Raw genomic sequence first — 25,078 nt, 5'->3', positions numbered from 1 at the left:
ATTCTTTTTGAGTCAGTTTGGGTTTGCACCCTCGGGCAACGATAGAGGCAAGTAGCCCACAGGACCACTACGGCTTTAGCCTAGGGGGCCGAGGACTACAGCCGATAGCGTGACCCGAACGCCCGTGCAGGAAGTTTGGGTTTAATTTAAAGCTGGTTGGGCGGAGGGGGCCCGCATACTACTATAAAAAATGTCATTTACTTCGGTTAGACTTTTTCAGCATACCATCAATTATACTTGAATTGTTTTTCAGCCATCCCTACTGATTTGATTATTAAATTTGCCCAATGTTTGCACTATTTTCCAAAGAGGTAAGTTCCTTTCTAAATTCCCTAATCGGCTATGTAGTCGTTTCTGTATTTTTATTAATTACAGGATTGTTTATGTGGGTATTCCCAATGGATTTTAATGTTTTGGATAATGGATACTCCAGTTTAGAAACATTGTTTATGGTTGCACCCTGGGTCTTTCTATTTTTAGTACCTGCGGTTACCATGCGATCTTTTGCCGAAGAAAACAGGGCAGGAACCATCGAGTTATTACTTACTAAACCATTAACTGAATTCCAAATTGTATTTGCAAAATTCCTATCCGGGTTTGCCCTGGTAGTACTTTCAGTATTACCTACCCTTATTTACTTTATTTCGATTTATCTCCTTGGCTTACCCAAGGGAAACATCGACATTGGTGGAACTATTGGTTCCTATATAGGTTTATTGTTTTTGGCTTCCACCTTTACCTCGGTAGGAACCTATTGTTCGGCCGCCACCGGCAATCAAATTGTATCGTTTATTCTTGCAGTATTTGTAAGTTGGTTTTTACTCAATGGTTTTGACTCCATTTCTGCCCTTTTTCCAAACAAAGGAATTGATTTGTTTCTACTTGAGTTGAGTATAAATACACACTATGTTTCTATGAGCAGAGGAGTATTGGATACACGAGACATTCTCTACTTTATCAGTATAAATGCCGTATTTATTTTAGGGACTAGACTTGTTCTCGAAAAGAGAAAATGGTAAACTTATCGGGTAGCGTATAAATTGATAAGCTTGGTAGATTCAAATCCTTGTTCCTTCTGAGCAACAATTTTTGTTAAGCCATGTTTGATGCACATCCCCTGGATTCGGTCCAAACGACCTTCGGTATCATGGACTTCCACAACTAACTGACTAACCATTTCCCAATGTTTATCCTGTAAACCAAGTAATACGCTCAATTCGGCTCCTTCACAATCGATTTTTAGCAAATCTATTTTTTTTACATCATATTCATCAATCACGGATGAAATGGTGCGAAGTTGACATTTAAACTTTTGTCCTCCGGAACGAAGCATTTTCGCCATAAATCCAGACATAAAAGAAGGAACCAATTTAGCATACCACATTTCTTTGGGTGCATTTTTCAAGCTTCCTTCCACTGCATTCTTGAACATATCCGGATCTTCATCCCACATTCCCGGATTACTGGTTGATAAGGCAGGAGCATGGGGGAAATAGGTAAACTCAGCTTCACCATTTGCATCGCTTAAACCACAATTCAAGGCCACAAATCTAGCACTACCAAATTTCTGGCTATTGGCTTTTAATACTTGATAAATATCCGGAATAGGCTCAAAGGCAAAAACCTTAACTGTCGGACCTTTCTGAAGCATTCTTACTCCAAAAACGCCAATATTTGCTCCAACATCAAAAACGGTATCGCCTTCTTTAACATGAATTCCATTAATCATGTAACCTTCTACATGACTATCCAAAACGAATGCTTCCGGCTTACGAAGACAATAAACTTCAGTATTCCCTGATAATTTGGCGGTTGTCAAACTTTAATTATTAGTAATTCAACATAACCGGCATCACCAACATCAGAATATCTTCTCCTTCAACTGTACCATCGGCAGGAAGTAAAATTCCGGCACGATTTGGTACACTCATTTCTAAGTTAACATGTTCCGATGGCAAATTAGACAACATTTCAGCCAAAAATTTGGAGTTGAATCCAATTTCCATATCTTCACCTTGATACTGACAGGATTGTCTTTCATTAGCCTCATTTGCAAAATCCAAATCTTCCGCAGAAATACTTAGTTCATTACCGGTAATTTTCAATCTAACCTGGTGAGTAGTTTTATTTGAAAAGATCGATACACGTCTGATGGAACCAAGAAATGCCGTTCTGTCTATGGTAAGTTTATTGGGATTTTCCTGTGGAATAACTGCTTCATAGTTCGGATATCTTCCATCGATCAAACGACAAACCAATTCCATATTTCCAAATTTGAAATAGGCATTTTTATCATTGTAAAGAATTACAACCTCAGAATCTTCTGCGGCCAAGGTGTTTTTCAACAGGTTCAAAGGCTTTTTAGGCATAATGAAACTGGCAACCTGATCAGATTTGATATCGTATCTGCGATAACGTACCAATTTATGAGCATCTGTGGCAACAAATGTAACGTTCTCTGGTGTGAATTGAAAAAACACACCGGACATCACCGGCCTCAAATCATCATTACCGGTAGCAAAAATGGTTTTATTAATCGCATCAGCCAATACCTTAGAATTTAAGGTGGTTGAACTGGTAGAATCTAATTGAGGTATTTCAGGATACTCCCGGGCATCTTGTCCGGAAAGTTTGTACTTACCGTAATCACTGCTAATTTCTATTCCAAAATTCTCTTCATTTACTGAAAAAGTAAGCGGCTGTTCTGGAAATGATTTTAGAATATCCATTAACAACTTGGCAGGAATAGCAACTGAACCTTTGTTTTTTGATTCAACTTGCAAATTGGTTGTCATAGTTGTTTCCAAATCTGACCCGGAAATAGTCAACTCTCCTTTATCCAAACGAAAAAGGAAATTATCCAATATAGCAATGGTATTGCTGGAATTTAAAACTCCTCCAATCGCCTGTAATTGCTTTAAAAGCGCGGTACTAGAAACAATAAATCTCATGTATAAATATTTATGAAAGTAATTTCAAGGGCGGCAAAATTAGTAGTTTTGAATTTGAATTCATAAGAAATATAGTGGTAAAAAAATAAGTTTTCAACCTCGTGTTGAAATAACAACCAAACCAATCCTTTAGCCTTGTTTATTTGCCAATTCCTTAAATTAGCAATCTGACCCAAAAAAGCTTACTTTTGCGTCTTTGCATGATAAATCCATGCCTAATCAACTTACTACAACCTTACCGCTAGAGCTTGTTTCTGACCCGGAAAAACTTCGGTCCTATTTACTTCAAGGCAAATACCAGTCTTTCAAAATTCGAAAACGATCCATCGATGCCCGAAAGAAGGATATTAAAATAAATTTAACGGTTGACCTCTTTTTACCCGGTGAAAGTGATCCGGAATTTCCTCTTGAGTTTACCTTCGTGGAAAAACAAGTTAATAATAGCGAGGAGGTCGCAATTATTGGAGCCGGTCCTGCAGGACTTTTTGCCGCTCTTCGATTAATTGAACTTGGACTTAAACCAATAATTTTTGAAAGAGGCAACGATGTCAGAACCAGAAGAAGGGACTTAGCAGCGATTAATAAGGATCAAATTGTCAACCCGGAAAGTAATTATTGCTTTGGTGAAGGCGGTGCTGGTACTTACAGCGATGGAAAACTCTACACTCGTTCAGGAAAAAGAGGAAGTGTAAGAAGAATTTTAGAAAGATTTTTCCTTCATGGGGCAGATGAATCAATTTTGATTGAGGCCCACCCTCACATCGGAACCAATAAACTCCCTAAGATTATTACCTCCATTAGAGAAAAAATAATTGAATGTGGCGGAGAGGTACGATTTAATAGCAAACTGACCGGGATTGAGTATAATTCCAAAGGAATACAATCCATTCAAATTAATCACAATGAAAATATAGCCATATCGGCAATTATTCTAGCAACTGGCCATTCAGCAAGAGATGTTTTCCACCTCTTAAATGATTCAAACATTGCAATCGAATTTAAACCTTTTGCACTAGGTGTGAGAGTGGAACATCCTCAAACGGTTATTGATTCCATTCAGTACCACTGCGATTTTAGAGGTGACTACTTACCTCCTGCTTCCTATTCTTGGGTCGAACAAATTAATGGACGTGGAGTATACTCCTTTTGCATGTGTCCCGGAGGCATTATTGCCCCCTGTGCTACATCTCCCGGCGAAATTGTCACCAATGGTTGGTCACCTTCTAAACGTAACAACCCATTTGCCAACTCAGGAATCGTTGTTCCGGTGGAAGAAAGCGATCTAATTAAACTTGGATTAACAGGTCCACTAGCTGGAGTAAAATACCAGGCAATGGTTGAACAAAAAGCATGGTTGGAAGGCGGAAAATCCCAAGTTGCCCCTGCACAACGTTTGGTTGATTTTATTTCTGGAAAAACATCCAAAAACCTGCCTGCCTGTTCTTATCAACCAGGAATCCAAAGTGTCGATTTAAAGGCGGTTCTACCAACTGAAATTCATTCCCGCCTAAAAGAGGCTTTTATCCACATTGGAAAAAAAATGAAAGGCTATTTGCAGGAAGATGCAGTGTTAGTAGCTCCGGAAAGTCGCACTTCTTCTCCGGTACGAATTCCAAGATCTAAAATTACCTTAATGCATGAATCATGTCCGGGTTTATTCCCTTGCGGCGAAGGTGCCGGATATGCAGGAGGAATCGTTTCGGCAGCCATGGATGGTGAAAATGTTGCAGACGCTGTAGCTGACTTTCTTAATTCATAGGATCAAATGGAATCCCTTGGAATTGCAAATTATTTCCTTTGAATTTAGTGGTTGGATATTCAATTTGGGTAAGATATAAACCCGTCCCGGGAACTGATTCAAATGCTAATCTTCTATCTTTACCTTCAACAATTGCTCTAAGTCCCTTTTCATCCAATTTATTTAAGCCTATTTGGAGGGAGGTGCCAACAATGGCTCTAACCATATTTCTTAAAAAACGATTGGCTTTGATGGAAAAAATATAAAAGTCAGCTGTTTCTTTCCAATTTGCCTCGTGAATAGTACATAAATTGGTTTTAACCTGTGTTTTACTTTTACTGAAGCTGGAGAAATCCTCATATTCCTTTAGAATTTGAATGGTTTCATTCATAGCTTGAATATTCAACCTATAATGAATATGCCAGCTAAGATTGGTTAAAAATGGATTCCTTTCCTTGGAAATAAAATAATGATAGGTCCTGGACAATGCATCAAACCTGGCATGAAAATCTTTTTCAACTTCAAAGGCATGGTATACAACTATATCAGGCGGAAGCATGCGATTGAGTTTGAATTTCAAATCATCGACTGATATTTCCTTGGTTAAATCAAAATGCAATATAAAATTGGAAGCATGAACACCTGTATCGGTTCTGCCACAACCAACTGACAAAACCGGTTCAGAAAATAATTGAGTTATGCGCTGGTCTATTTCCGATTGAACCGATTTTGAATTTTCCTGTACCTGCCAACCATTATAATTGGTACCACAAAAAGAGAGGTGTAGCAGATACCTTGGCATAAAGCTTAAATCTTAACCCCAAATCGCATGCGATAATCGGCATTTACCTTGCCATTCATAATATCCTTCAACTTTCCGGAAATTAGTTTCTTTTTTAGAGAGGATACTTTATCAACAAACAAAATCCCCTCCAAATGATCATATTCATGTTGAATAATACGTGCTGCTTTTCCAGAAAACCTTTCTTTATGATAGACAAAATTTTCATCGTAATATTCAATCTCAACACCCGGTTTTCTAAAAATATCTTCTCTAATTCCGGGAATACTCAAACAACCTTCATTGAAACTCCATTCCTTACCGGCTTCTGCCGTAATCAAAGGATTAATAAAAACCTTCTTCAAACCTTCCAATTCAGGCTCTTCATCAGCTAGTCCGCTTGCATCCATCACAAACAGGCGTATGGATAATCCAATTTGAGGTGCCGCCAAACCAACACCATTTGCTTGGTACATTGTTTCATACATATCCAAAATCAATTGATCCAATTTAGGATAATCCTGACTTATATCCTTTGCTCTAACTTTTAACAAAGGACTACCATAGGCAACAATAGGGTAAATCATTTTTTACTTTCCAAATAGTTTTGCAAAATTAAGGTTGCACTCACTCCATCAACCAATTCTTTTTTCATCCGATCTTTTTTTTTCAAACCTGAGTCTATCATAGTTTGAAATGCCATCTTTGAAGTGAATCGTTCATCCACTCTTTTGATTGGAATCAAAGGGAATTTTTTTTGCAATTGTCGAACAAATCCCTCTACATGCGGCGTAATTTGGGAAGGTTTTCCATCCAATTGGAGTGGTAACCCAATTACAAATGTTTCAACAACTTCAGAATGGCAATACCTTGTTATAAATTCAAGTACATCTTTTGAATGCACGGTTTCTAATCGGGTGGCAATGATTTGGTTGGGGTCCGTTACGGCTAATCCAACCCTTTTAGTTCCATAATCTATGGCTAAAACCCTTGCCATGCCGATTACTTCTTCTTATTTTTCTTGTAGGCCTCATTTAGCCCGTCAAGAATCGGCTTGGTAATATCTAAAGTGGTGTCTGCCACCATGATTGATCCAATTGAAGAATATGAAAGAATAAAGGTATAGTTATCATTCTCTTTATTGTACTTTTCAATAAATGCAAAAATCTCTTTTCTTAGTTCTTCGTTTTTCTTCATGGTCTCTCTCGAAGCCTGATCTTCATATTCTTGCTGAAGTTGCATCAACTCCTGCCTGTCTTGCATGATTTTAGCCTCCTTCTCCTGGGCTTGCTCTTGAGTAACCTGACCTGATTGAATTCTTTCTTGATAATTATAATACTCCTGTTCCAAAGCCCTTCCTTTATTTTTCAAATCATCGTCCATACGTTTGTTACTTCGCTCCAATTCCCCTTCCATTTCTTTTACCTTTTCATAGTTCTTCCAGAGGGTATCCGTATTAACATAGGCAATGGTAATAGCTCCTGCCAAAGTATCCTTTGGACCTCCGGAATGATTAACATTTCTTCCGGTAAATTGAAAATAAAACAAAACACCCAACGCCAGGGCGAAAAACACATTTAATGCTATTGAAATTTTATTCATGATTATTTCCAGGCTTTAACAATTAATCCAGTCCCAGTTGAATGTTTAAAATTCGTATCTAAATAGTTCAAAACAAAACAAATTGGATAAAAAAACAAATAATAAAAAGGTAAAATTAAGAAAAACAATTTTGTTGCTCCCAAAGCTAAAATTGGATATTTCATCGAAAAGCGCCAGGCAATCTGTCCTGGCTTACCATAGGAATAGTTTACCTCAACTTTGGAGAACCCTGAATCCCTTAATTTATCCTCAATTTCTTTAATGTTATATCCATTTCGAACGTGCTCCTCTATAAATGATGCATCATCTTCATCATGGGCATCGGAACCTCCTTGATCACTTGGTGTGGAAATAAGAAGCATTCCTCCCTTTTTTAAGGACTCATGAAAATTACGAAATACAAGGGTATCCTCCAATATATGCTCCATTACATCTACTGACAAAATCAAATCATATGTACCGGATTTCTTATATTCTAACAAATCTGCCACTTCAAATTTCACATGATTAAATGAGATGGATTTCATAAAAGCATTACAATCCTCTACCTGCTCCGATTTCACATCCACTGCCAGTATTGTTGCCTTAGGATTTCTTTTTGCCATCCAAAATGAATATTGACCAAAACCGGCACCGGCATCCAAAATAGCAGGTGATGAATTCTGAATAGTTTTCTCCCAGGCCTTTAACTGCTTGTGAATATGCCAACTTCTTAACAATAGTAGGTCAAGTAAGTTGTAAAATACCTTTCTTAAAAAAGGACTCTTATTAAATACGTTTCCTAATGAACGCTTAATGGGGTCGTATTGCATTACAATTTTGGTGATGAATTATCTTGAAGTAAACGTTCAATATTGGCAGCATAATCCAATGAATCATCAATGTAAAAATGAAGATTGGGTACTACCCTCGCCTGATGCCGTATCCGGTCACCTAACCACTTTCTAATCTCCCAGGTTTTATCCGTGATACTTGCCAAAACCTTAGCATTATCAACAACCTGAAAAAAACTTAAATAAATCTTAGCTTCTCCTAAATCCGGACTTATCCTTACAATAGTAACTGTAATCATACATCCCGTTTGAAAATGTCTGCTTTCAACCAAGAAATATGAACTAAGCTCCTTCTGTAAAAGGCGTGAAAATTTATTTTGTCTCAGACTAGCCATAAAAAAGGCTGCAAAGGTAGTGTTATTTCTTTCACAATTAACAGCTATCCATTCTAAGAATTTCCTTCCTTTGCTAAAAAGGTTAATCGTGAGTAGTCCAAAACCAATCCTTCAAATTCCATCTTTAACTGACATTGAAATTAGCCATAAGTTAATTCAACCTTTTATTCATCAAACCCCTGTTTTCACCAATAACTATTTGAATGAACTGGTTGAAGCCGAACTTTTCTTTAAATGCGAGAATTTTCAAAAAGTTGGTGCTTTTAAGATGAGAGGTGCAAGCAATGCTGTGAATCGATTAGAATTATCCGACTTAAAATCAGGTGTTGCTACTCATAGCAGTGGTAACCATGCTGCAGCTTTGGCATTGGCAGCCAAACAAAAAGGTATACCGGCTTTCATTGTAATGCCTTCAACAGCTCCTCCAATAAAAAAAAATGCCGTCAAATCATACGGTGGAACAATTATCGAATGTGCACCAACCTTGGAAGCCAGAGAATCAACCCTTCATGAAGTAGTAAAAAATACCGGGGCAACTTTTATTCATCCTTTTGACAATTATTCGGTTATCGCCGGACAATCAACTGCTGCACTCGAACTCCTGAGACAAACACCTCAGCTTGATTACCTTTTTGCTCCGGTAGGGGGTGGTGGACTTCTAAGTGGAACTGCCTTAATAACAAGTTATTTATCTCCATCAACCCTGGTTATTGGTGCCGAACCTTTAGGAGCCAATGATGCCTTCATCTCTTTTAATAATGGAATTCTAACTCCGGTTTCTAATCCTAAGACCATAGCAGATGGACTTCTGACCTCCCTCAGTGAAAAAACATTTTCAATCATTCGCAGTAAAGTACAAAATATCCTTTTGGCAGATGAAACTACCATTCTCGAAGCGTTGAAACTTATTTGGGAAAGAATGAAGATAATTATTGAACCTTCATCTGCCTTACCCTTGGCAACCATTCTTCTAAATAAGTCGATTGTAAAAAATAAAAAAGTTGGAATAATTTTAAGCGGAGGAAATGCTGATTTCAACGCCTTAAAATTTAACTAGGTAGACTTTCCGTCCTCTGGCCAAAAGTTTTCCACAACAGACTTGTAATTTTATTTTCTTATTTTACCTTTACCGCCCTTTTGATTATGACTAAATCTTGGTATTTTTCGCTGCTTCTCGTCGGTTTCCTATCGGTTTCCGCTACCTCGTTTGGGCAAAAAAAATCGAAAAACGAAGAATTACCGCCGGCTTACACCTCCGCTGATGAGTTTTTAATGCTTAATAGCTGGGATAAAGACGGTTCTCCAATGGTTGTCAATGGCAATGGTCATCAAATTGATTACCATGAAAATGGAAAGAAAAAAGGCGAAGGAAATTATGCCAATGGAAAAAAAGAAGGATTTTGGATATTCTTCCACACCAACGGCAAAAAAGAAAGCGAAGGGAATTTTAAAAATGGAAATCCTTCCGGAAAATGGAAGTATTATTACCCCAAAGGAAAATTAAGAACCGAAATAGAATACAAAGAAAATTAGTGCAATGAAACTAAAACTACTTTTTGTAAATGTTATCTCTTTACTAGCCTTTCAATCAGGTTTTTCTCAAAATGCTGCCCTACCTCAGCAAGGAAAAGTTGTAAAACTTAATCCGGCAGAGTACCAATCCCTTAAAGAACAAGGCAAATTGGATTTTAGCAATGGAAATTCCTATGAAATTAACTTTCCTAAAAATACCGAACCTAAAAAAGTTAAAATTCACCCTAGTCAATACCCCGCCGGAAAATCCCTTATTGGAGGAAACTGCTCACCATTCGTGGCTAGCTGCTCCGATACTTCCACTGATTTTGTTCCCGGAATAGATTTTGCCAACGATGATGGAAGCTCTAGCCTTATTAATCTTCCTTTTACTTTTTGCCTGTACGGTACTTCCTATAATTCCTGTTATATCAATAATAATGGAAATATTTCTTTTGGACAGGCAGTTGGAACTTATTCCTCTTCAGGCTTTCCTAATAGCACAGCTCCAATGGTAGCTCCTTTTTGGGCAGATTTTGATACCAACCCTTACGATAATGGTCAGGGTTGCTTGGTTAAAATGCAACTTAGCAGCGGATATTTAAGAGTTTTGTATCAAAATATTGGATATTTTTCTTCCAACTTTGACAAACAAAATAACTGTGAAGTAATTATCACTGATGGTTTAGATCCTATCTTACCTCCCGGTAATAATTGCGCCTTCCTTTACGGCGATATGCAATGGACTACCGGTGATGCATCCCAAGGAACCAACGGTTTCGGTGGAATACCTTCAACCGTTGGAGCAAACAAAGGAGACGGTGTTAATTTTATTCAATTCGGACGTTTTGATCACGCCGGAATTGATTTTGATGGACCTTTCGGCAATCCAGACGGTGTTTCTTGGCTGGATAACAAAACCTTTATTTTTGATGTTTGTGCAAATGGGGGTAGCAATAATATCGCTCCTCTTACAAGTAACCAATTCTCCGGTTGCGATACCATCCGGGTTTGTCTTTTTGACACTGTAAATTGGCAATTTGATTTTTTTGGCCCTGAACAAGGTCAATCTGTTACAGTTGGTCTCGATACCATCGGATCCTTTGTACCTGGACTAACAGTCGTAAACCAATCCAATGGAACTACTGGAAGTATTTCTTTACAATTTGTCTCTGATACATCCAATATTGGCGTTCATAGTTTTACTATTAATGGTACTGATGATGGCAGCCCTAACCGAACTACTTCTATTTCTTTGTATGTGGAAGTATTAAATGATTCCCTTCCAAGACCAATTATTTTAGGTACACTTGGTTATTGCAACAATGACCTAACTACACTTGCTTCAAATAATTCTTATGCAGAATACCTATGGAGCAATGGCTCTACCGATAGCTCCGTTACCGTAGCTGCAGGCGATTATTCCCTAATCGTTGCCGGACCAAATGGCTGTATCCGAAAGTCAGATACCATTACAGTTGTGTCTTCCGACCCTAACGTGACAGCAATTGGTTCTACAACCGGTTGCGGAATTGATAGTATTCAAGTTAATCTTACTTATTCTCCCTCCGGTGCATCCATACTTTGGGAAGATGGTAGTACCTCCGATTCCCGTTGGTTCACCAATGATGATACGCTAATGGTTTACGTAACAGATACTCTTGGTTGCTCCGATTCTACTCAATTTATTGTCGGAGTTCACCCTTTTCCTCCTGTTCCTGTAATTTCTGGTGACAATTCTCTTTGTAATTCTGAAACAACAACTTTATCGGTTTCTGTTCCCGGTATGGATTCTTATATCTGGAACGATTTGTTTTTCCCTTTGCTTTCCAACGTACGCCCCAATGTTTCTGCCGGCAACTATACTGTAACTATTGTTGACAACTTTGGCTGTTCCTCTACTAGTGCTAACTTCATCGTAACTGCTACTGATCCTAATCTAACCTTGGTAGGTGATCCTGAATTATGCGGAAACGGTACAACCTTAGCAGGTCAAACTACTACCGGTGGACCCATTTGGTGGAGTACTGGTGATACCATTAATTCCTTGGCATTCTTTCAAAATGGACCGGTTACTGTTTACACTTCCGCCGGTGGTTGCCTTGATTCTATAACTACTACCATTTTACTACACCCTATTCCTCCGGCTCCAATTATCTCCGGAAATACTCATACTTGCTTTGGTGTTAATACCATCCTATCAGGCCCTAGTGGATTTACTCAATATGTTTGGTCTAATGGAAATGTTACCCAATCGATTAATGTACCGGCAGGTACCTATAGCCTGTATGTCGTTGACCAATTTACTTGTAAATCAGACACTACGTTCATAACAGTGGGCAATTCAGATACCTTAGTGGATATCGTCGGAAACGACACCATTTGCTCTCCAACCCAATTGTTAACCCTTGCTATTGGCGACTCTTCCTTAAATTATACCTACCTCTGGAGCAATGGTTCCGATTCCTCTTCTGCAGTAATGTCAGGATTCCCCGATACTTCGTTTGTAATTGTAACTGACCAATTTGGATGTGTTGATACTCATAACTTCTTATTCTGGTCCTTTGCTCCGCCTGTTGCTAATTTCACCATTGACCCTCCTTTCCTTTCCGGAACTCAAAAACCGGTAGTATTTACCGACTCTTCCTATGTTACCGGAGCAGATGATGAAATTATTGGATGGCACTGGAATTTTGGAAATCAAGATGACCCTAATATACCGGATGACACTTCAACCGTGCCTAGTCCAACCCATATTTTTGCAGATGAAGACACAGGAAAAATTACTGTTCAATTAATTGTTACAAACTCTATTGGCTGCACAGATACTATGAATGTGGAATATACGATTGCCAATGATTTGGAATTCTTTAACGTAATGACTCCAAACGGTGATGGCAAAAATGACAACCTGGTTATTAATTACCTGATTCAAAAATCCCCTGAAAATAATTTAAAAATTTACGATCGATGGGGTGTAAAAATCTTCGATAAGGATAACTACCGAAACGACTGGAACGGAGAAAAATTCTCTGCCGGAACTTATTATTTCGTTCTGAAACATAAGGAAGGCACTAAAGCATCCTTCTTCACAATCATTCGAGATTAACCTTTTTCAAGCTAAAAGGCTCCTTTTAAGGGGCCTTTTTTTTATAATTATTTGGCGGGCCCCCTCCGCCTCCCTGAAAGTAGTTTTATTTCCTTATTGAATTGCAAAGGCGTTCGGGTCACGCTTTCGGCTGTAGTCCAAATCCACTCCGCTAAATCGCTGCGTTGCTTTGGAGCTACTTGCCTCAATCGTTGCCCGAGGGTGCAAACCCAATTAGACATGTTTTGACCCAAAATAACTTAGATTCAGCGAAAAAACAGTCACCGGAAAGTTTACACAAAGGCTAATTTAACAAGTTTAATAAATCGCTCAATAAACTTGGATCTGCCGGTCTCTTGGCATTACTATCAACCAAATTCCCCTTTTTGTCCAAAATCATGTACCTGGGTATACTCGAAATTTGAAAACATTTTACAACCTCACTTTGCCAATTTCCCGGACTAATCACATTCACGCCATTGCTCAAATCTAGCTGTTCAATGGCCTTCTTCCACGATTCCTCAGTTCCATCAATGGAAATATATAAAAACACAATCTCCTTTTTTTGCTTCTCATTCAATTTTTCATGCAATTGTTTTGAAAATGGGAACATCTGTCTGCATGGTCCACACCAACTCGCCCAGAAATCAATATATACCACCTTACCTTTAAAATCCTCCAATTTCACTGATTTCCCTTTTAAATCTTTTAGTGAAAATGGAGAATTTGCCTGATCAGTCTTGGCAGAACTATCCTTTGCCTTTCCATCTGCGCTTGTTGATTTGGTTGATACCAATTTCAATTTCTGTGACAAATACTTATAATAAGCCTTTGACGCATCCTTCTCGTTAATTAGTTCAACCAGACGACGGGATACGGGTTCACTAATCTTTTCCATGTTGTCATTCAAAAACCGGGAAGCTATATAAACTGCGTTTTCACCCTTCAATTTAGCATATGCTTGCGCCGATTTTCGTTCTGTTGAAGTACCAACATCTGTAAATTTATTAAAACCATTTGACTCAGAAGTTATGTAGGTAATATAGTAAAATAGAAACTCTCGAAAAGGAGCAACTGCCAATAGTTTTATGTTGGAAAGGCTCGATTCTTCAAATCCTTCCAAAACAAGTTTTGGAAGAGCAATTACCGGATTTTGAGGGGAAGCATTTGCCCTTTCAATTGGATAAGCGAAAATTGCTCCCCAATACCAAAACCTGGCATAGGAATTCAAATAATCTTTAAAATCGTTGGTGGCAGATTGCTTTTCAACCCATTTTTCTTGCTCTTTCCGTTTATCATAAAGCTGAATTTCAAATTCATCAATGGAGTTCGCATACATCTTCTTCTTGATCGAATCACGCTGGTAACCGGAACCAAACATCTGGAGGAATTGATAAAGCAAGGCATTCTCATTCGCTTTTTTGCCCTTGAAATTTGGTTTACCTGACACAAAATCAATCCACAAACTATCACCATTGGTAACAAACAATGGAATTTCTTGTCCTTGAAACTTAACAAAGGCCAACATAGGAAGTTCATAAGGCAAGGCTATTCCCAAAGATGAACTTTTGCCTGAATACAAGGCTTTATGATAATCAACACCGGGTAAGGCCCTTTCCGTAATAACTAAAGCGGTGTCACCATTGCCTTCGGTAGTAGCTTTAATAAATACAGTGCTTGAAATAGCCGTGGAAAAACTATTTACTCCGACTAATAAACAAAAAATCAAACGTTTCATCCCAAAGAAATTAATTATTCTGAATTGTAAAAGTACATCTAATCCAATTGACATCGTCCAATTAGACAATATCAAAAACCTAGAAATTTAAATTTTAGAAAAATCGCACCAGCTAAAAGGAATTAGTTGAGCCTGCTGAAAAACATTAGAAACATCAATAAGGTATAATTTAAGCAATCATTTACCCTAGTTGGATACAAGGATTTTCAGTAAAATACCATGAATTTCTTTCAGAGGACTGATAGATACCAAGAAAAAATTTGGTTAGAACACTTAGGATAGGTTACGTATCGGGCAACGATAGAGGCAAGTAGCCCACAGGCCCCCTACGGCTTTAGCCTAGGGGGACGAGGACTACAGCCGATAGCGTGACCCGAACGCCATGCAAGCTGTTGTATGTTTAGCAAAAATCAGGTAGGCGGAGGGGGCCCGCATAAAAAGTAATTTTTAAACCATTCAATTTGTACGGATTACCTATTTCAGGCTACCTGAGGAAAACTCGATCCGAACGCATTGCCGTAAGAACCTTATTATTATTGTTTGGGTTGTTTAAGCCAATTTCCTTCCTGAACAATCTTTCCTTCCCCTACCAGAAATCGAATTAATTCTTGCATTTGTTTGGGGTGTTCCGTTTTTTGAATCAGCCAATCATACGATATTGGTTTTTCTTTTACCCAATCTAATACCAGGCTTTCAAGTTTTAACAGGTCTTTGGTACTTAAATCTTTTTTTACTTTTTGAAGGCATACATCGCATCTTCCACATGGCTTTGCATCGGCTTCACCAAAATACCTTAACATACGTTGGGTTCTACAACCTTCGTCATCAATTAATAAATCAATAAATGCTTGATTACGAATTTCAACTTGCTTCTTTCTTTTTTCAAATGTTTCGGAATCAAAAAATAAATCCTTGGCCAAAACAACCCCATGCGGAAAATTTATTTTTGGCAAACTACTTTGTGGCACATAAACAAGAATCTCTTGCTTGTGGAGGTTTTCTAAATCTTTAATTAACTTTTCCACAGAAGTTTTTGCACGAAAAGCAATATCCTTTTCTCGGATTACAACAAATTCGTCGAAAATTCCTGAATAAGACCGAAGGATGGTTTTCAATATTCCATCCAACCGTGGATATTTTAATTGATAGGAATAAAGTTCATTTTTATCCACCTTGAACATAAGCCTCGATGGCATAAAGACAGAATCTGTCAAAAAAATATAATCGTTCTTGGCCAATAAATCCAAACATTTTAAACTTTTAAGGTGATTTAGGTTATATGTTTTGCAAAAATCTAACAAGTCAAACTCCAAAAAATCATCCTTTCCACTTCCTACTGCTAACTGAAAATAATTAACCAAAGCCTGATAAACCGTGCGTATTTCACTTTTTTCAGGAAATGCGTTCTTTAGTTGAAACTCCAGATCCTCAATATCCCTTTCGTCGTATAGCAATACCCCATAGGCCGGTTTACCATCTCGTCCTCCCCTACCCGCTTCCTGAAAGTAGGCCTCAATACAATCGGGAGGTTGAAAATGTACAACTGTTCGAACATCCGGCTTGTCAATTCCCATTCCAAATGCGTTGGTGCAAACAATAACACGAGTTTTATTGGCTATCCAATCCTGTTGTTTTTGATTTCTAATTTCCGGTTCTAATCCGGCATGGTAAAAATCGGCTGAAATAGATTGATGTTTAAGCAAATTAGCCACTTCTACAGTCAATCTCCTATTTCTGGTATAAACAATTCCTGTACCGGATGATTTCTTAAAAATAGAAGTTAACCTATTTTCTTTGTCACTTTCTTTCAGAAATAAGTAAGATAAATTGGGACGATCAAAACTCTTTTGAAAAATTTGCGGGTTTTTCATTTCCAACCTTTCACCAATATCTTTTATAACCTCAGGTGTTGCGGTTGCAGTTAATGCCATAAATGGAACCTTTGGTAAATGGCTTCTTAGTTCAGCAATTTGCAGATAGGGAGGTCGAAAATCGTATCCCCATTGGGAAATACAGTGGGCTTCATCGATAGCAACCAACTTGACATTCATTTTTTTAACCCTGGCCAGAAACAATTCAGTCTTCAATCGTTCAGGTGAAACATATAGAAACTTGACTTTCCCATAAGCACAGTTATCAAGAGCAATGTCTATTTCTCTGTAAGACATTACGGATGAAATAAAAACTGCTTTAATTCCCATTTTTTGCAAGGTATCAACCTGATCCTTCATTAAGGCCACCAAGGGAGAAATGACAAGAGTTAGTCCACCCAAGGCAAGTCCGGGCACTTGGTAACAAATAGATTTTCCACCACCGGTAGGAAGAAGCGCAATGGTATCCCTGCCATCCAAAACAGACCTAATAATTTCCTCCTGCATAGGTCTAAAACCATCATGCCCCCAATACTGCTTTAAAATTGGATGGATTAAATCTGAGCCCATGTAGTTGACGAGAAGAAAAGTATCTTCGCCCCAAAATTAACATATATGGAACAAGGCTGGGTTAAAACCGAATCGGAATTTAATGGAAAAATTGCTAAAATTACCTTTCACCATCCACAAAGCAATTCTCTTCCGGGAAATTTGTTAAGATCCATTGCAAGAGAAATAGAGTTGGCTGGAATGAATGATGACTATTTGGCAATCCTCTTGCAAAGTGAAGGTGAAAAATCCTTTTGCGCCGGTGCATCCTTTGATGAATTAATCGCCATTCAAAATAAAGAAGAAGGGCTCCATTTTTTTAGTGGTTTTGCTTTGGTAATAAATGCCATGAGAAAAGCCCCGAAATTTGTAATTACCCGGGTACATAACAAAGCTGTTGGCGGTGGAGTTGGCATTGCTTGTGCGTCAGATTATTGCTATGCTACTAATCATGCATCGGCCAAACTGAGCGAATTAGCTGTAGGAATAGGCCCATTTGTTGTAGGACCGGCTGTTGAAAGAAAAATTGGGAAATCAGCTTTCCAACAGATGAGTATTCATGCTGCAAAATGGCACACAGCGAGTTGGGCAAAAGAAAAAGGTATGTATAATGAAGTTTTTGATTCAATAGAAGAAATGGATACTTCAATTAATTCGTTGCTTAGTTTCTTAGTGAATTCAAATCCTGAAGCCATGAAAGATTTAAAGCAAATCTTTTGGGAAGGTACCGAAAATTGGGATCAATTCCTTGTTGAAAGAGCTAAAATTAGTGGCAAACTAGTGCTTAGCGATTTTACCAGAAACTCCATCCAAAAATTTAAAGGAAAATAGAAAAGTTTTGTTTAACTTTAATTACTATTTTTGAAACAAATTTTTCAGAATGAATACAGAAGCCAACTATTCCATTAAAGATTTGGAAAAGTTGTCAGGCATTAAAGCCCATACACTTAGAATTTGGGAAAAAAGATATTCTATTTTCACCCCTCAACGCACCGATACTAACATCCGGATGTATTCCAATGAGGAGTTGAGAAAAATATTAAATATCAGTCTTTTAAACAAAAACGGATTCAAAATTTCATCCATTGCATCCATGGTACCAAATGAAGTAGCCCAATTGGTTGCTTCCATTAATTTGGTAAAAACAGAAAACGAAGACTTAATTGATAGCTTCATACTATCCATGATTGACCTGGATGAACCATTTTTTGATAAAACCTTCAATAGCTGTATTATTAAAATGGGATTTGAATCAACGATTCAAGATATCATTTTCCCATTTCTTTCCAGAATTGGCACCATGTGGCAATCCGGGAGTATCAACCCTGCTCAGGAACATTTTGTCAGCAATATCATCCGGCAAAAAATGATAGTTGCTATAGATGGAATTAAATCAAGTTCCATTCAAAAACAGATGCAAACATTTGTCTTGTTTCTAAGAGAAAACGAATTGCACGAAATGGTCATACTATTTTACAACTATGCGTTGCGAAGCCGCGGATATAGAACCATTTACCTAGGTCAAAGCGTTCCTGTTATTGACCTGGAAAGAGTTGTTCATATAATTAGACCAGACTTCATTTTAACCGTTGCAACCAATCCATTTTCTCCAAAAGAATGGAAAGAGTTTAAAAGTAACATAGATCTACTTAGCACTAAAACCTCAATTTATTTAACAGGTAAGCCTTTACAGGAGTTTGAAATTCAAACCAATAAGAATATTCACTTCTTCAAATCCCTACCTGAATTGATAAAACTTGTTTCAAGGTAATTAAGTTTTTTTAAGATTTTGTTTAACTATTAATCGTAAACGTTAAACAAAATGCTTTTATGTTTGCGTCATCATTCTACCATGAATGACCAACTTAATTTTTTTACCATGAAAACAACAAAACTCAAAATTGCGCTTCTTAGCGCGTTCGTTGGGACCACCACATTTGGTTATTCCCAAAATGCAGAATTACAAGTAATCCACAATTCAGCCGACCCAGCTGCTGCCGCGGTGGATGTTTACCTGAATGGAAATTTAATTCTGGACGATTTTGCCTTTAGAGAGGCTACTTCTTTTCAAACATTGCCTGCAGGCGTTCCTTTAAACATAGGAATTGCACCGGGAAGCAGCACCTCTGCTAATGACACCTTGAAAAACTTTACCGTTAGTTTAATTTCCGGTGAAAAGTACATAGCAGTTGCAAATGGAGTTATCAATCCTGCAAACTTTGCATCCAATCCGGACAACAACTCTACTTCATTTGGCTTAACCATTATTCCAAATGCGAAAACTTCTGCCACTCAGCAGGGTAATGTTGAATTTATTGCCCTACATGGCTCAACCGATGCACCTACCGTTGATATCAAAGCAAGAGGCGTTGCAACCCTGGTGGACAACGCAGATTTTGGCGCATTTACACCATACATTGCTGTTCCTGCAGCAGATTATATACTGGATATTACCCCTGGAGCAGGTTCTCCAATAATCATTTCCTACCAAGCTAACTTATCAGGGTTAGCAGGAGGTACAGCCGTTGTATTTGCTTCAGGTTTCTTAAATCCGGCAACGAATCAATCTGGTGCTGCTTTCGGATTATTTGCAGCACTTGCTGACGGAACAGTCATTGAATTACAAACCATCAGTCAAGCAAGGTTGCAAGTAATTCACAATGCTGCTGATCCAGCCGCAAGCGCAGTAGATATCTATGTTAATGGGGACTTAACTCTTCCTGATTTCGGATTCAGAACGGCTACTCCTTATTTAAGTCTTCCGGCAGGTGTGCCAATTAACATTGGAGTTGCTCCAGGTTCAAGCATGTCTGTTAATGATACCCTTAAGAATTTCACTGTCACTTTGGAAAATGGAGAAACCTATGCAGCTATAGCCAACGGTGTGCTGAATCCTGGTTCCTTTGTAACTAATCCTGATGGAAGATCAACTGGCTTTACTTTATTGCTGCAAAACCAAATGAAAGAAACTGCTGACAATGCATCCGATGTAAATATCAGAGTGGTGCATGGCGCAACCGACGCTCCTACTGTTGATGTTTTTGCAGGAGTTCTGGAATTGGTAAATTCAGCCGCTTATACCGACATTACACCTTATCTTACTGTACCTGCAGCCGACTATGTACTAGATATTAAGCCTGCAGCCGATAATAGCGTTACCGTTGCAAGTTATTCGGCACCTTTATCCGGTTTAGCAGGCAAAAGTATTACAGTACTTGCTTCCGGATTTTTAAATGAAACCGGAAACAACAATGGTCAAGCCTTTACCTTAATTGCAGTTCTTGCAGACGGAACTGTTTTACCATTGGAACTAGTAACATCTATTAATTCCATAGAATCAACCAATTCATTCTCTTTGTATCCAAATCCTTCAAGCGATCAAATCTTAATTGATACCAGGTCAAATGAAATCAAGTCTATTCAAGTAGTTGATATTTTTGGAAAATCAATCCTAAATACCAATATTCTAAATGCTCAAACTTCAACCATATTGGATGTTACCAATTGGGAATCAGGAATGTACGAGGTAATAATTTCTGCTGCAAACGGAGTTAGCAGAACAAAATTTATAAAAATATAATTTCATTTATACCTAATAGAAAAGGATTCGAACACGTTTATTCGAATCCTTTTTTGTTTTACAGTTCTTGATAAAACATTAAACAAAAAAAAACAAGCTCGAAATCAAACCCTTACAGAAATTACATCAATTTATTTTTCTTGTTTAACTTTTTTAAGAAATTATTAAACAAAATTTATTATCTTTACATCGTCGTTCAAAACCATCTCTAAGCGATTAGACCAGGTAAATTTCTTTGATTTGATTTGGGAGCCTTCTTGCGCTGAAAACAACAACAAAATTGGCCTTGTTTCCAAATTACTTTTTTTAGGAATTGGTTGGTGAAATGTGGTGAATGATTATTGGGTTGAAGGCCATCTGGAGAGATGGCCTTTGTTTTTTTTGAATTGGTATTATTTATCGATAGAACAAACTATTTTTGCAAAAAAAAACAAGATGCGTTACATACTATCTATCCTAATAAGTCTTTTTATCCTAAATTCCTGCAACCAGCCAACAAGTAAGACTGCCGCTAACAAAACAATTAATGTGGCTATTGAAGGTATGACCTGTGCCGAAGGTTGCGCAAAACACATTCAGGAAACCATTTCAGAAATGCCGGGAGTAACCCAAAGCAAAGTTAACTTTGATCAAAAACTGGCCTTATTCGCTTTTGACTCAACGAAAGTGAATACTCAAGAAATTCTTCAAAAAATTGGATCACTCAACGAAGGTCAATATAAAGCCAATTTAGTTGGTGCGGAATTGCCTGCTACAGAAAAAAATGCTACAACAGAAGAAGCTGTTGAAGTATTAAATAAAGAAGAAGCCCATTCCTAAGGTGTATATCTCTATTATTGGTGCAGGTAATGCTGCCAACAATTTAGCAATTGCCCTAGGTAGCAAAGGTCATTCCATTGTTTGGATATGCAATAGAACATTGGAAAAAGCCGAGTTATTGGCCAATAAAGTTGGAGCAAAAGCCAGTTCAGATTTTACGGAATTAGATTGGGGTAAAACGGAATTAATTATTATCAGTACTCGGGATGATGGGTATGAAAAGGTAGCTCAGAAACTTCGAACCTCTATTCCGGTAGCCCACACTTCCGGAAGCATTCCGATGAATGTATTACAAGAATGCTCTGAAACAATTGGTGTTTTTTATCCACTCCAAACCATGGTAAAAGAACGACCAACAGACTTCTCCAAGGTTCCATTTTGCATTGAATCCAATCAACCCACCTTTAGTAAAACGCTATCAGAACTTGCTGGAGACTTATCCAATCTGGTATATTCTATTGATTCTGAAGAAAGAAAAAAACTTCATTTAGGAGCCATTTTTGCTTCCAACTTTTCCAATTTCCTTTACATCCTTTCCAAGGATTACCTGAAGAAAAATGGTTTGCCCGAACACATTCTCGATCCTCTGATTTTTGAAACAGCCCAAAGAATTGAAGGTAAAGAACCCGAAAGTTTGCAAACTGGTCCTGCCAGAAGAGGAGATTACACCGTAATTAGCAACCACCTGAATATGTTGGCATCTAATAAATTAATGCACGACGTATATCAAATGATGAGTCAAAAAATATTAGAACACTATGGACATAGTACCAAGCAAATTGAAAAACTATAAGGAAATATTACCTCATATCAAGGCAATTGTACTGGATGTTGATGGTGTATTAACTGACGGAAGTATTACTCTTTTAGCCGATGGTTCGCAAGGCAGAACAATGAATATTAAAGACGGCTACGCCCTGCAATTGGCTGTAAAAATGGGAATCCATGTAGCAATAATCAGTGGCGGTAAAGGGGAAAGTTTAAGGCAAAGATTAGAGTATCTTGGAATACACCATATTTATTTGGGTAGTGCCAATAAAACCGAATCTTTGAATGACTTTTTAATTTCTACCAACCTTCTTGCCAACAATGTACTCTATATGGGAGACGACCTTCCCGATTATCAGGTCATGAAGAAAGTGGCTCTTCCCTGTTGTCCGGCAGATGCAGCTCATGAAATTAGAGAAATTAGTTTATACGTCTCCTCTTTGCCGGGTGGAAAAGGTTGTGTTAGAGACGTTATTGAGCAAGTTCTAAAAGTTCAAAAAAAATGGGCAACTCCCGAAGGCTTTTCGTGGTAGCTTAATATGAAAACCATCGCTGTAAATACCAGACTCTTGCTTCCCGGCAAATTGGAAGGCCTGGGTCGATTTGCAGACGAAACATTGCGACGGTTAACCAAAAATCATCCTGAAATTAGGTTTATTTTCCTATTTGATCGTCCTTTTTCACAAGAGTTTATCTACTCCGATAACATTATTCCAATTTCAATATTTCCACCGGCCAGGCATCCATTGCTTTTCTACTGGTGGTTCGAATGGTCCCTTCCTTCCATATTAGAAAAATACAAAGCCGACCTATTCCTATCCCCTGATGGATATCTCAGTCTGAGTAGCAATGTACCGCAACTTCCGGTTATCCATGATTTAAATTTTGAACATAACCCCCAAGATATAGTCTGGTACAATCGTATTCATTTTCAGTACTTTTTTCCGAAATATGCTACAAAAGCATCCCGAATCGCTACAGTTTCCGAATTTTCGGCAAAGGATATTGAAAAACGTTACCAAATTGACAGAAATAAAATTGATGTAATCTATAACGGAGTTTCAAATCAATTTCACCCTTGCCAACCGGAAGAAAAAGAAAAATCCCAAACCAAATATGCAAATGGAAAACCCTATTTTCTTTATTGGGGCGCTATTCATCCAAGGAAAAATATCATCCATCTAATTCAAGCGTTTTGTCAATTTAAACAACAAACTTCCAATCCGGTGCAACTAGTTATTGCGGGAAGTAAATCCTTTTGGACGGCTGAAATGGAAACAGCTTGGCAATCTGCAGCATTTCGGGATGAAATCCATTTTCCTGGAAGAATCCCGGAAAACGAACTCAACACCTTAATTTCAGGGGCTTTAGGTGTTTGCTACACCACCTTATTCGAAGGTTTTGGTCTACCAATCATTGAAGCTTTTGCTGCCGGAACTCCGGTAATAACTTCCAATGTTACATCCATGCCTGAAATTGCCGGTAATGCTGCCTTATTGGTAGACCCTTTATCTGTAAATCAAATTGCAAATGCCATGAAACAATTATTCCTTTCCGAATCTGATAGAAATTCCCTTATTCAACTTGGATTAGAAAGGGCAACTCAGTTTAATTGGAATAAAACCACCGAACTGTTATGGAATTCGATAGAAAAAGTAAAGAAATTTTAACCTTTACAAAGTTATTTCTATCCATTTCTATTGTTGCTTTGCAAGTACCTTTCTTACCTCCATTCTAATGATTCGTTACCTCGCAATTTCATTTTCCTTCTTAATTTCTTTTCAAACCTGGTCTCAAAATTTACCTACAGGAGTTATTACCAAAATTGCCTTCGGTTCCTGTAATCTTCAATGGAGCAGACAAAGGATTTGGAATTCAGTAATCGAAAATCAACCCCAACTTTGGATTTGGTTAGGCGATAATATCTACGCCGATACTGAAAATATGGATGAAATGGACCGCCTTTACCAACGGCAACGTCTTAATGTTAACTACAAAAAACTATTACAAACCTGCCCGGTAATTGGAACCTGGGACGATCACGATTATGGTTCCAACAACGTCGGGAAAAATTATCCGGAAAAAAGAACATCACAATCCTATCACCTTGATTTCTTTAACGTACCATCAAACTCCCCGAGAAGAACTCAAGAAGGTGTTTATCAATCCTATGACCTTGGTGAAGGCTCAAAAACAATTAAGATAATCTTACTTGATACAAGATATTTTAGGGAAGATCCAGGTCCGGAAAGTGATATGCTGGGTGAAACTCAATGGAAATGGTTAGAAACTACTCTTCAAAATGATGAAGCCGAAATTACCATTATTGGAACCAGTATTCAATTTTCTGCAGGAAAACATGTTTTTGAAGAATGGTTAAACTTCCCAAAATCGTATGAACGAATGAAAAAAACCATTGCTCAAAGTGGAAAAAAACATATATTCTTTATCAGTGGAGACCGGCATCTAAGCGAGGTTTCCAAAATCGATAACAAACCTTCCTACCCTTTATTTGATTTCACCAGCAGCGGCTTAACTCACAGTAACTTTACTATGAAAGATTACGAAAATTCAACCAGAGTAAGCCCCTTATGCGTAAGTCAAAACTTTGGAATAATATCAATAAATTGGGATGCCAAACTTATTGAATTGGAATGCAGAGGCAAGGGTAACTTTCTTTATTACAGTTTCCAAATTCCTTTTAGTGAGCTCGAATAGGATTTTCTAAAAAAAGTCATTCATGACGAATTGATTGTTTATTAAAATACCTTTTATGCGGGCCCCCTCCGCCCAAACTAGCTTTTTGCTAAACCACCAGCAACTTGCAAGGGCGTTCGGGTCACGCTATCGGCTGTAATCCTCGTCCCACTTGGCTAGCGCCGCGTGGTCCTGTGGGTTACTTGCCTCTATCGT

The 25,078-nt window shown here is 37.9% G+C and carries 23 protein-coding genes; 13 read left to right on the top strand and 10 right to left on the bottom strand.

Annotated elements, in window-relative coordinates:
* Positions 1 to 287 precede the first annotated feature (287 nt).
* On the top strand, positions 288 to 1,019 hold the full coding sequence (gene gldF / locus K1X82_08980) for a gliding motility-associated ABC transporter permease subunit GldF (GenBank protein ID MBX7182232.1): 732 nt from the start codon (positions 288 to 290) through the stop codon (positions 1,017 to 1,019).
* A 2-nt stretch (positions 1,020 to 1,021) separates the two neighbouring features.
* Here the strand turns inward: gldF and K1X82_08975 are convergent, their stop codons facing one another.
* Together K1X82_08975 and dnaN are read right to left on the bottom strand one after the other, a co-directional pair.
* Entirely contained in the window at positions 1,022 to 1,819 is a 798-nt protein-coding gene (locus K1X82_08975; GenBank protein ID MBX7182231.1) for an FkbM family methyltransferase, read from the bottom strand.
* A gap of 10 nt (positions 1,820 to 1,829) precedes the next feature.
* Positions 1,830 to 2,951 carry a DNA polymerase III subunit beta gene (gene dnaN / locus K1X82_08970; protein ID MBX7182230.1) on the bottom strand — a complete coding sequence of 374 codons (1,122 nt, stop codon included), beginning with the start codon at positions 2,949 to 2,951 and terminating at the stop codon, positions 1,830 to 1,832.
* A gap of 211 nt (positions 2,952 to 3,162) precedes the next feature.
* On the opposite strand from dnaN, the gene K1X82_08965 reads away from it, so the two are divergent.
* Positions 3,163 to 4,710: an FAD-binding protein gene (locus tag K1X82_08965; protein ID MBX7182229.1), complete on the top strand. Its 1,548-nt coding sequence runs from the start codon at positions 3,163 to 3,165 to the stop codon at positions 4,708 to 4,710.
* Here the strand turns inward: K1X82_08965 and truA are convergent.
* Genes truA through rbfA form a run of 6 tightly spaced genes read right to left on the bottom strand, consistent with a single transcriptional unit; the run spans position 4,700 to position 8,240 of the window.
* A complete protein-coding gene (truA, locus tag K1X82_08960; GenBank protein ID MBX7182228.1) occupies positions 4,700 to 5,491 on the bottom strand; it encodes a tRNA pseudouridine(38-40) synthase TruA in 792 nt (263 codons plus the stop codon). The two genes, K1X82_08965 and truA, sit on opposite strands and share 11 nt — an antisense overlap.
* Before the next feature lie 5 nt (positions 5,492 to 5,496).
* Positions 5,497 to 6,057: a peptide deformylase gene (def, locus tag K1X82_08955; GenBank protein ID MBX7182227.1), complete on the bottom strand. Its 561-nt coding sequence runs from the start codon at positions 6,055 to 6,057 to the stop codon at positions 5,497 to 5,499.
* Positions 6,054 to 6,467 (bottom strand): Holliday junction resolvase RuvX, encoded by a 414-nt coding sequence (gene ruvX, locus K1X82_08950; protein ID MBX7182226.1) that lies wholly within the window; start codon positions 6,465 to 6,467, stop codon positions 6,054 to 6,056. The genes def and ruvX overlap by 4 nt, the downstream gene beginning before the upstream one ends.
* A 5-nt stretch (positions 6,468 to 6,472) precedes the next feature.
* Positions 6,473 to 7,072, bottom strand: coding sequence for an OmpH family outer membrane protein (locus tag K1X82_08945; protein ID MBX7182225.1), 600 nt, complete (start codon positions 7,070 to 7,072; stop codon positions 6,473 to 6,475).
* Between the two features lie 2 nt (positions 7,073 to 7,074).
* On the bottom strand, positions 7,075 to 7,884 hold the full coding sequence (locus K1X82_08940) for a class I SAM-dependent methyltransferase (protein MBX7182224.1): 810 nt from the start codon (positions 7,882 to 7,884) through the stop codon (positions 7,075 to 7,077).
* The gene (gene rbfA / locus K1X82_08935; GenBank protein MBX7182223.1) at positions 7,884 to 8,240 is read right to left on the bottom strand and encodes a 30S ribosome-binding factor RbfA; all 357 of its coding nucleotides are present in this window, start codon (positions 8,238 to 8,240) and stop codon (positions 7,884 to 7,886) included. The genes K1X82_08940 and rbfA overlap by 1 nt, the downstream gene beginning before the upstream one ends.
* Positions 8,241 to 8,346: 106 nt before the next feature.
* On the opposite strand from rbfA, the gene K1X82_08930 reads away from it, so the two are divergent.
* From K1X82_08930 to K1X82_08920, 3 genes are all read left to right on the top strand, one after another.
* Positions 8,347 to 9,297, top strand: coding sequence for a pyridoxal-phosphate dependent enzyme (locus tag K1X82_08930; GenBank protein ID MBX7182222.1), 951 nt, complete (start codon positions 8,347 to 8,349; stop codon positions 9,295 to 9,297).
* A gap of 86 nt (positions 9,298 to 9,383) precedes the next feature.
* Positions 9,384 to 9,773, top strand: coding sequence for a hypothetical protein (locus tag K1X82_08925; protein MBX7182221.1), 390 nt, complete (start codon positions 9,384 to 9,386; stop codon positions 9,771 to 9,773).
* Between the two features lie 4 nt (positions 9,774 to 9,777).
* Entirely contained in the window at positions 9,778 to 12,861 is a 3,084-nt protein-coding gene (locus K1X82_08920; protein ID MBX7182220.1) for a gliding motility-associated C-terminal domain-containing protein, read from the top strand.
* Positions 12,862 to 13,144: 283 nt separating this feature from the next.
* On the opposite strand, the gene K1X82_08915 is transcribed toward K1X82_08920, so the two are convergent.
* Positions 13,145 to 14,632, bottom strand: a complete 1,488-nt coding sequence (locus tag K1X82_08915) for a TlpA family protein disulfide reductase (protein ID MBX7182219.1) — start codon at positions 14,630 to 14,632, stop codon at positions 13,145 to 13,147.
* Between the two features lie 479 nt (positions 14,633 to 15,111).
* Positions 15,112 to 17,004 carry a RecQ family ATP-dependent DNA helicase gene (locus tag K1X82_08910; GenBank protein ID MBX7182218.1) on the bottom strand — a complete coding sequence of 631 codons (1,893 nt, stop codon included), beginning with the start codon at positions 17,002 to 17,004 and terminating at the stop codon, positions 15,112 to 15,114.
* Between the two features lie 60 nt (positions 17,005 to 17,064).
* Between K1X82_08910 and K1X82_08905 the strand changes: the two genes are divergently transcribed.
* The 8 genes from K1X82_08905 (at position 17,065) to K1X82_08870 (ending at position 24,883) form a co-directional block, all read left to right on the top strand.
* Positions 17,065 to 17,829, top strand: a complete 765-nt coding sequence (locus K1X82_08905) for an enoyl-CoA hydratase/isomerase family protein (GenBank protein ID MBX7182217.1) — start codon at positions 17,065 to 17,067, stop codon at positions 17,827 to 17,829.
* Between the two features lie 49 nt (positions 17,830 to 17,878).
* Positions 17,879 to 18,769 carry a MerR family transcriptional regulator gene (locus K1X82_08900; protein ID MBX7182216.1) on the top strand — a complete coding sequence of 297 codons (891 nt, stop codon included), beginning with the start codon at positions 17,879 to 17,881 and terminating at the stop codon, positions 18,767 to 18,769.
* 108 nt (positions 18,770 to 18,877) lie between these two features.
* Positions 18,878 to 20,578 carry a DUF4397 domain-containing protein gene (locus K1X82_08895; GenBank protein ID MBX7182215.1) on the top strand — a complete coding sequence of 567 codons (1,701 nt, stop codon included), beginning with the start codon at positions 18,878 to 18,880 and terminating at the stop codon, positions 20,576 to 20,578.
* Between the two features lie 435 nt (positions 20,579 to 21,013).
* The gene (locus tag K1X82_08890; protein ID MBX7182214.1) at positions 21,014 to 21,397 is read left to right on the top strand and encodes a cation transporter; all 384 of its coding nucleotides are present in this window, start codon (positions 21,014 to 21,016) and stop codon (positions 21,395 to 21,397) included.
* 1 nt (position 21,398) lies between these two features.
* Positions 21,399 to 22,190 carry a DUF2520 domain-containing protein gene (locus K1X82_08885; protein MBX7182213.1) on the top strand — a complete coding sequence of 264 codons (792 nt, stop codon included), beginning with the start codon at positions 21,399 to 21,401 and terminating at the stop codon, positions 22,188 to 22,190.
* Complete coding sequence (locus tag K1X82_08880) at positions 22,156 to 22,698, top strand: HAD-IIIA family hydrolase (GenBank protein ID MBX7182212.1); 543 nt, start codon at positions 22,156 to 22,158, stop codon at positions 22,696 to 22,698. Before K1X82_08885 ends, K1X82_08880 begins: the two co-directional genes overlap by 35 nt.
* Positions 22,699 to 22,704: 6 nt before the next feature.
* Positions 22,705 to 23,835: a glycosyltransferase family 4 protein gene (locus K1X82_08875; GenBank protein ID MBX7182211.1), complete on the top strand. Its 1,131-nt coding sequence runs from the start codon at positions 22,705 to 22,707 to the stop codon at positions 23,833 to 23,835.
* Between the two features lie 67 nt (positions 23,836 to 23,902).
* Positions 23,903 to 24,883: an alkaline phosphatase family protein gene (locus tag K1X82_08870; protein ID MBX7182210.1), complete on the top strand. Its 981-nt coding sequence runs from the start codon at positions 23,903 to 23,905 to the stop codon at positions 24,881 to 24,883.
* Positions 24,884 to 25,078 lie beyond the last annotated feature (195 nt).

This window comes from Bacteroidia bacterium (assembly GCA_019695265.1).
Lineage (GTDB): Bacteria > Bacteroidota > Bacteroidia > JAIBAJ01 > JAIBAJ01 > JAIBAJ01.
The sequence above is the reverse complement of the archived record's forward strand: the minus strand, read 5'-3'. Positions and strand labels throughout refer to the sequence as shown.

Excerpts from the sequence above, each read along its gene's own strand:
- truA (MBX7182228.1), bottom strand. The coding sequence starts at position 5,491 with ATGCCAAGGTATCTGCTACACCTCTCTTTTTGTGGTACCAATTATAAT.
- dnaN (MBX7182230.1), bottom strand. The coding sequence starts at position 2,951 with ATGAGATTTATTGTTTCTAGTACCGCGCTTTTAAAGCAATTACAGGCG.
- K1X82_08920 (MBX7182220.1), top strand. The coding sequence starts at position 9,778 with ATGAAACTAAAACTACTTTTTGTAAATGTTATCTCTTTACTAGCCTTT.
- def (MBX7182227.1), bottom strand. The coding sequence starts at position 6,057 with ATGATTTACCCTATTGTTGCCTATGGTAGTCCTTTGTTAAAAGTTAGA.
- K1X82_08870 (MBX7182210.1), top strand. The coding sequence starts at position 23,903 with ATGATTCGTTACCTCGCAATTTCATTTTCCTTCTTAATTTCTTTTCAA.
- rbfA (MBX7182223.1), bottom strand. The coding sequence starts at position 8,240 with ATGGCTAGTCTGAGACAAAATAAATTTTCACGCCTTTTACAGAAGGAG.
- K1X82_08940 (MBX7182224.1), bottom strand. The coding sequence starts at position 7,884 with ATGCAATACGACCCCATTAAGCGTTCATTAGGAAACGTATTTAATAAG.
- K1X82_08945 (MBX7182225.1), bottom strand. The coding sequence starts at position 7,072 with ATGAATAAAATTTCAATAGCATTAAATGTGTTTTTCGCCCTGGCGTTG.
- K1X82_08875 (MBX7182211.1), top strand. The coding sequence starts at position 22,705 with ATGAAAACCATCGCTGTAAATACCAGACTCTTGCTTCCCGGCAAATTG.
- K1X82_08900 (MBX7182216.1), top strand. The coding sequence starts at position 17,879 with ATGAATACAGAAGCCAACTATTCCATTAAAGATTTGGAAAAGTTGTCA.
- K1X82_08895 (MBX7182215.1), top strand. The coding sequence starts at position 18,878 with ATGAAAACAACAAAACTCAAAATTGCGCTTCTTAGCGCGTTCGTTGGG.
- ruvX (MBX7182226.1), bottom strand. The coding sequence starts at position 6,467 with ATGGCAAGGGTTTTAGCCATAGATTATGGAACTAAAAGGGTTGGATTA.
- K1X82_08890 (MBX7182214.1), top strand. The coding sequence starts at position 21,014 with ATGCGTTACATACTATCTATCCTAATAAGTCTTTTTATCCTAAATTCC.
- K1X82_08905 (MBX7182217.1), top strand. The coding sequence starts at position 17,065 with ATGGAACAAGGCTGGGTTAAAACCGAATCGGAATTTAATGGAAAAATT.
- K1X82_08880 (MBX7182212.1), top strand. The coding sequence starts at position 22,156 with ATGGACATAGTACCAAGCAAATTGAAAAACTATAAGGAAATATTACCT.
- K1X82_08925 (MBX7182221.1), top strand. The coding sequence starts at position 9,384 with ATGACTAAATCTTGGTATTTTTCGCTGCTTCTCGTCGGTTTCCTATCG.
- gldF (MBX7182232.1), top strand. The coding sequence starts at position 288 with ATGTTTGCACTATTTTCCAAAGAGGTAAGTTCCTTTCTAAATTCCCTA.
- K1X82_08915 (MBX7182219.1), bottom strand. The coding sequence starts at position 14,632 with ATGTCAATTGGATTAGATGTACTTTTACAATTCAGAATAATTAATTTC.
- K1X82_08965 (MBX7182229.1), top strand. The coding sequence starts at position 3,163 with ATGCCTAATCAACTTACTACAACCTTACCGCTAGAGCTTGTTTCTGAC.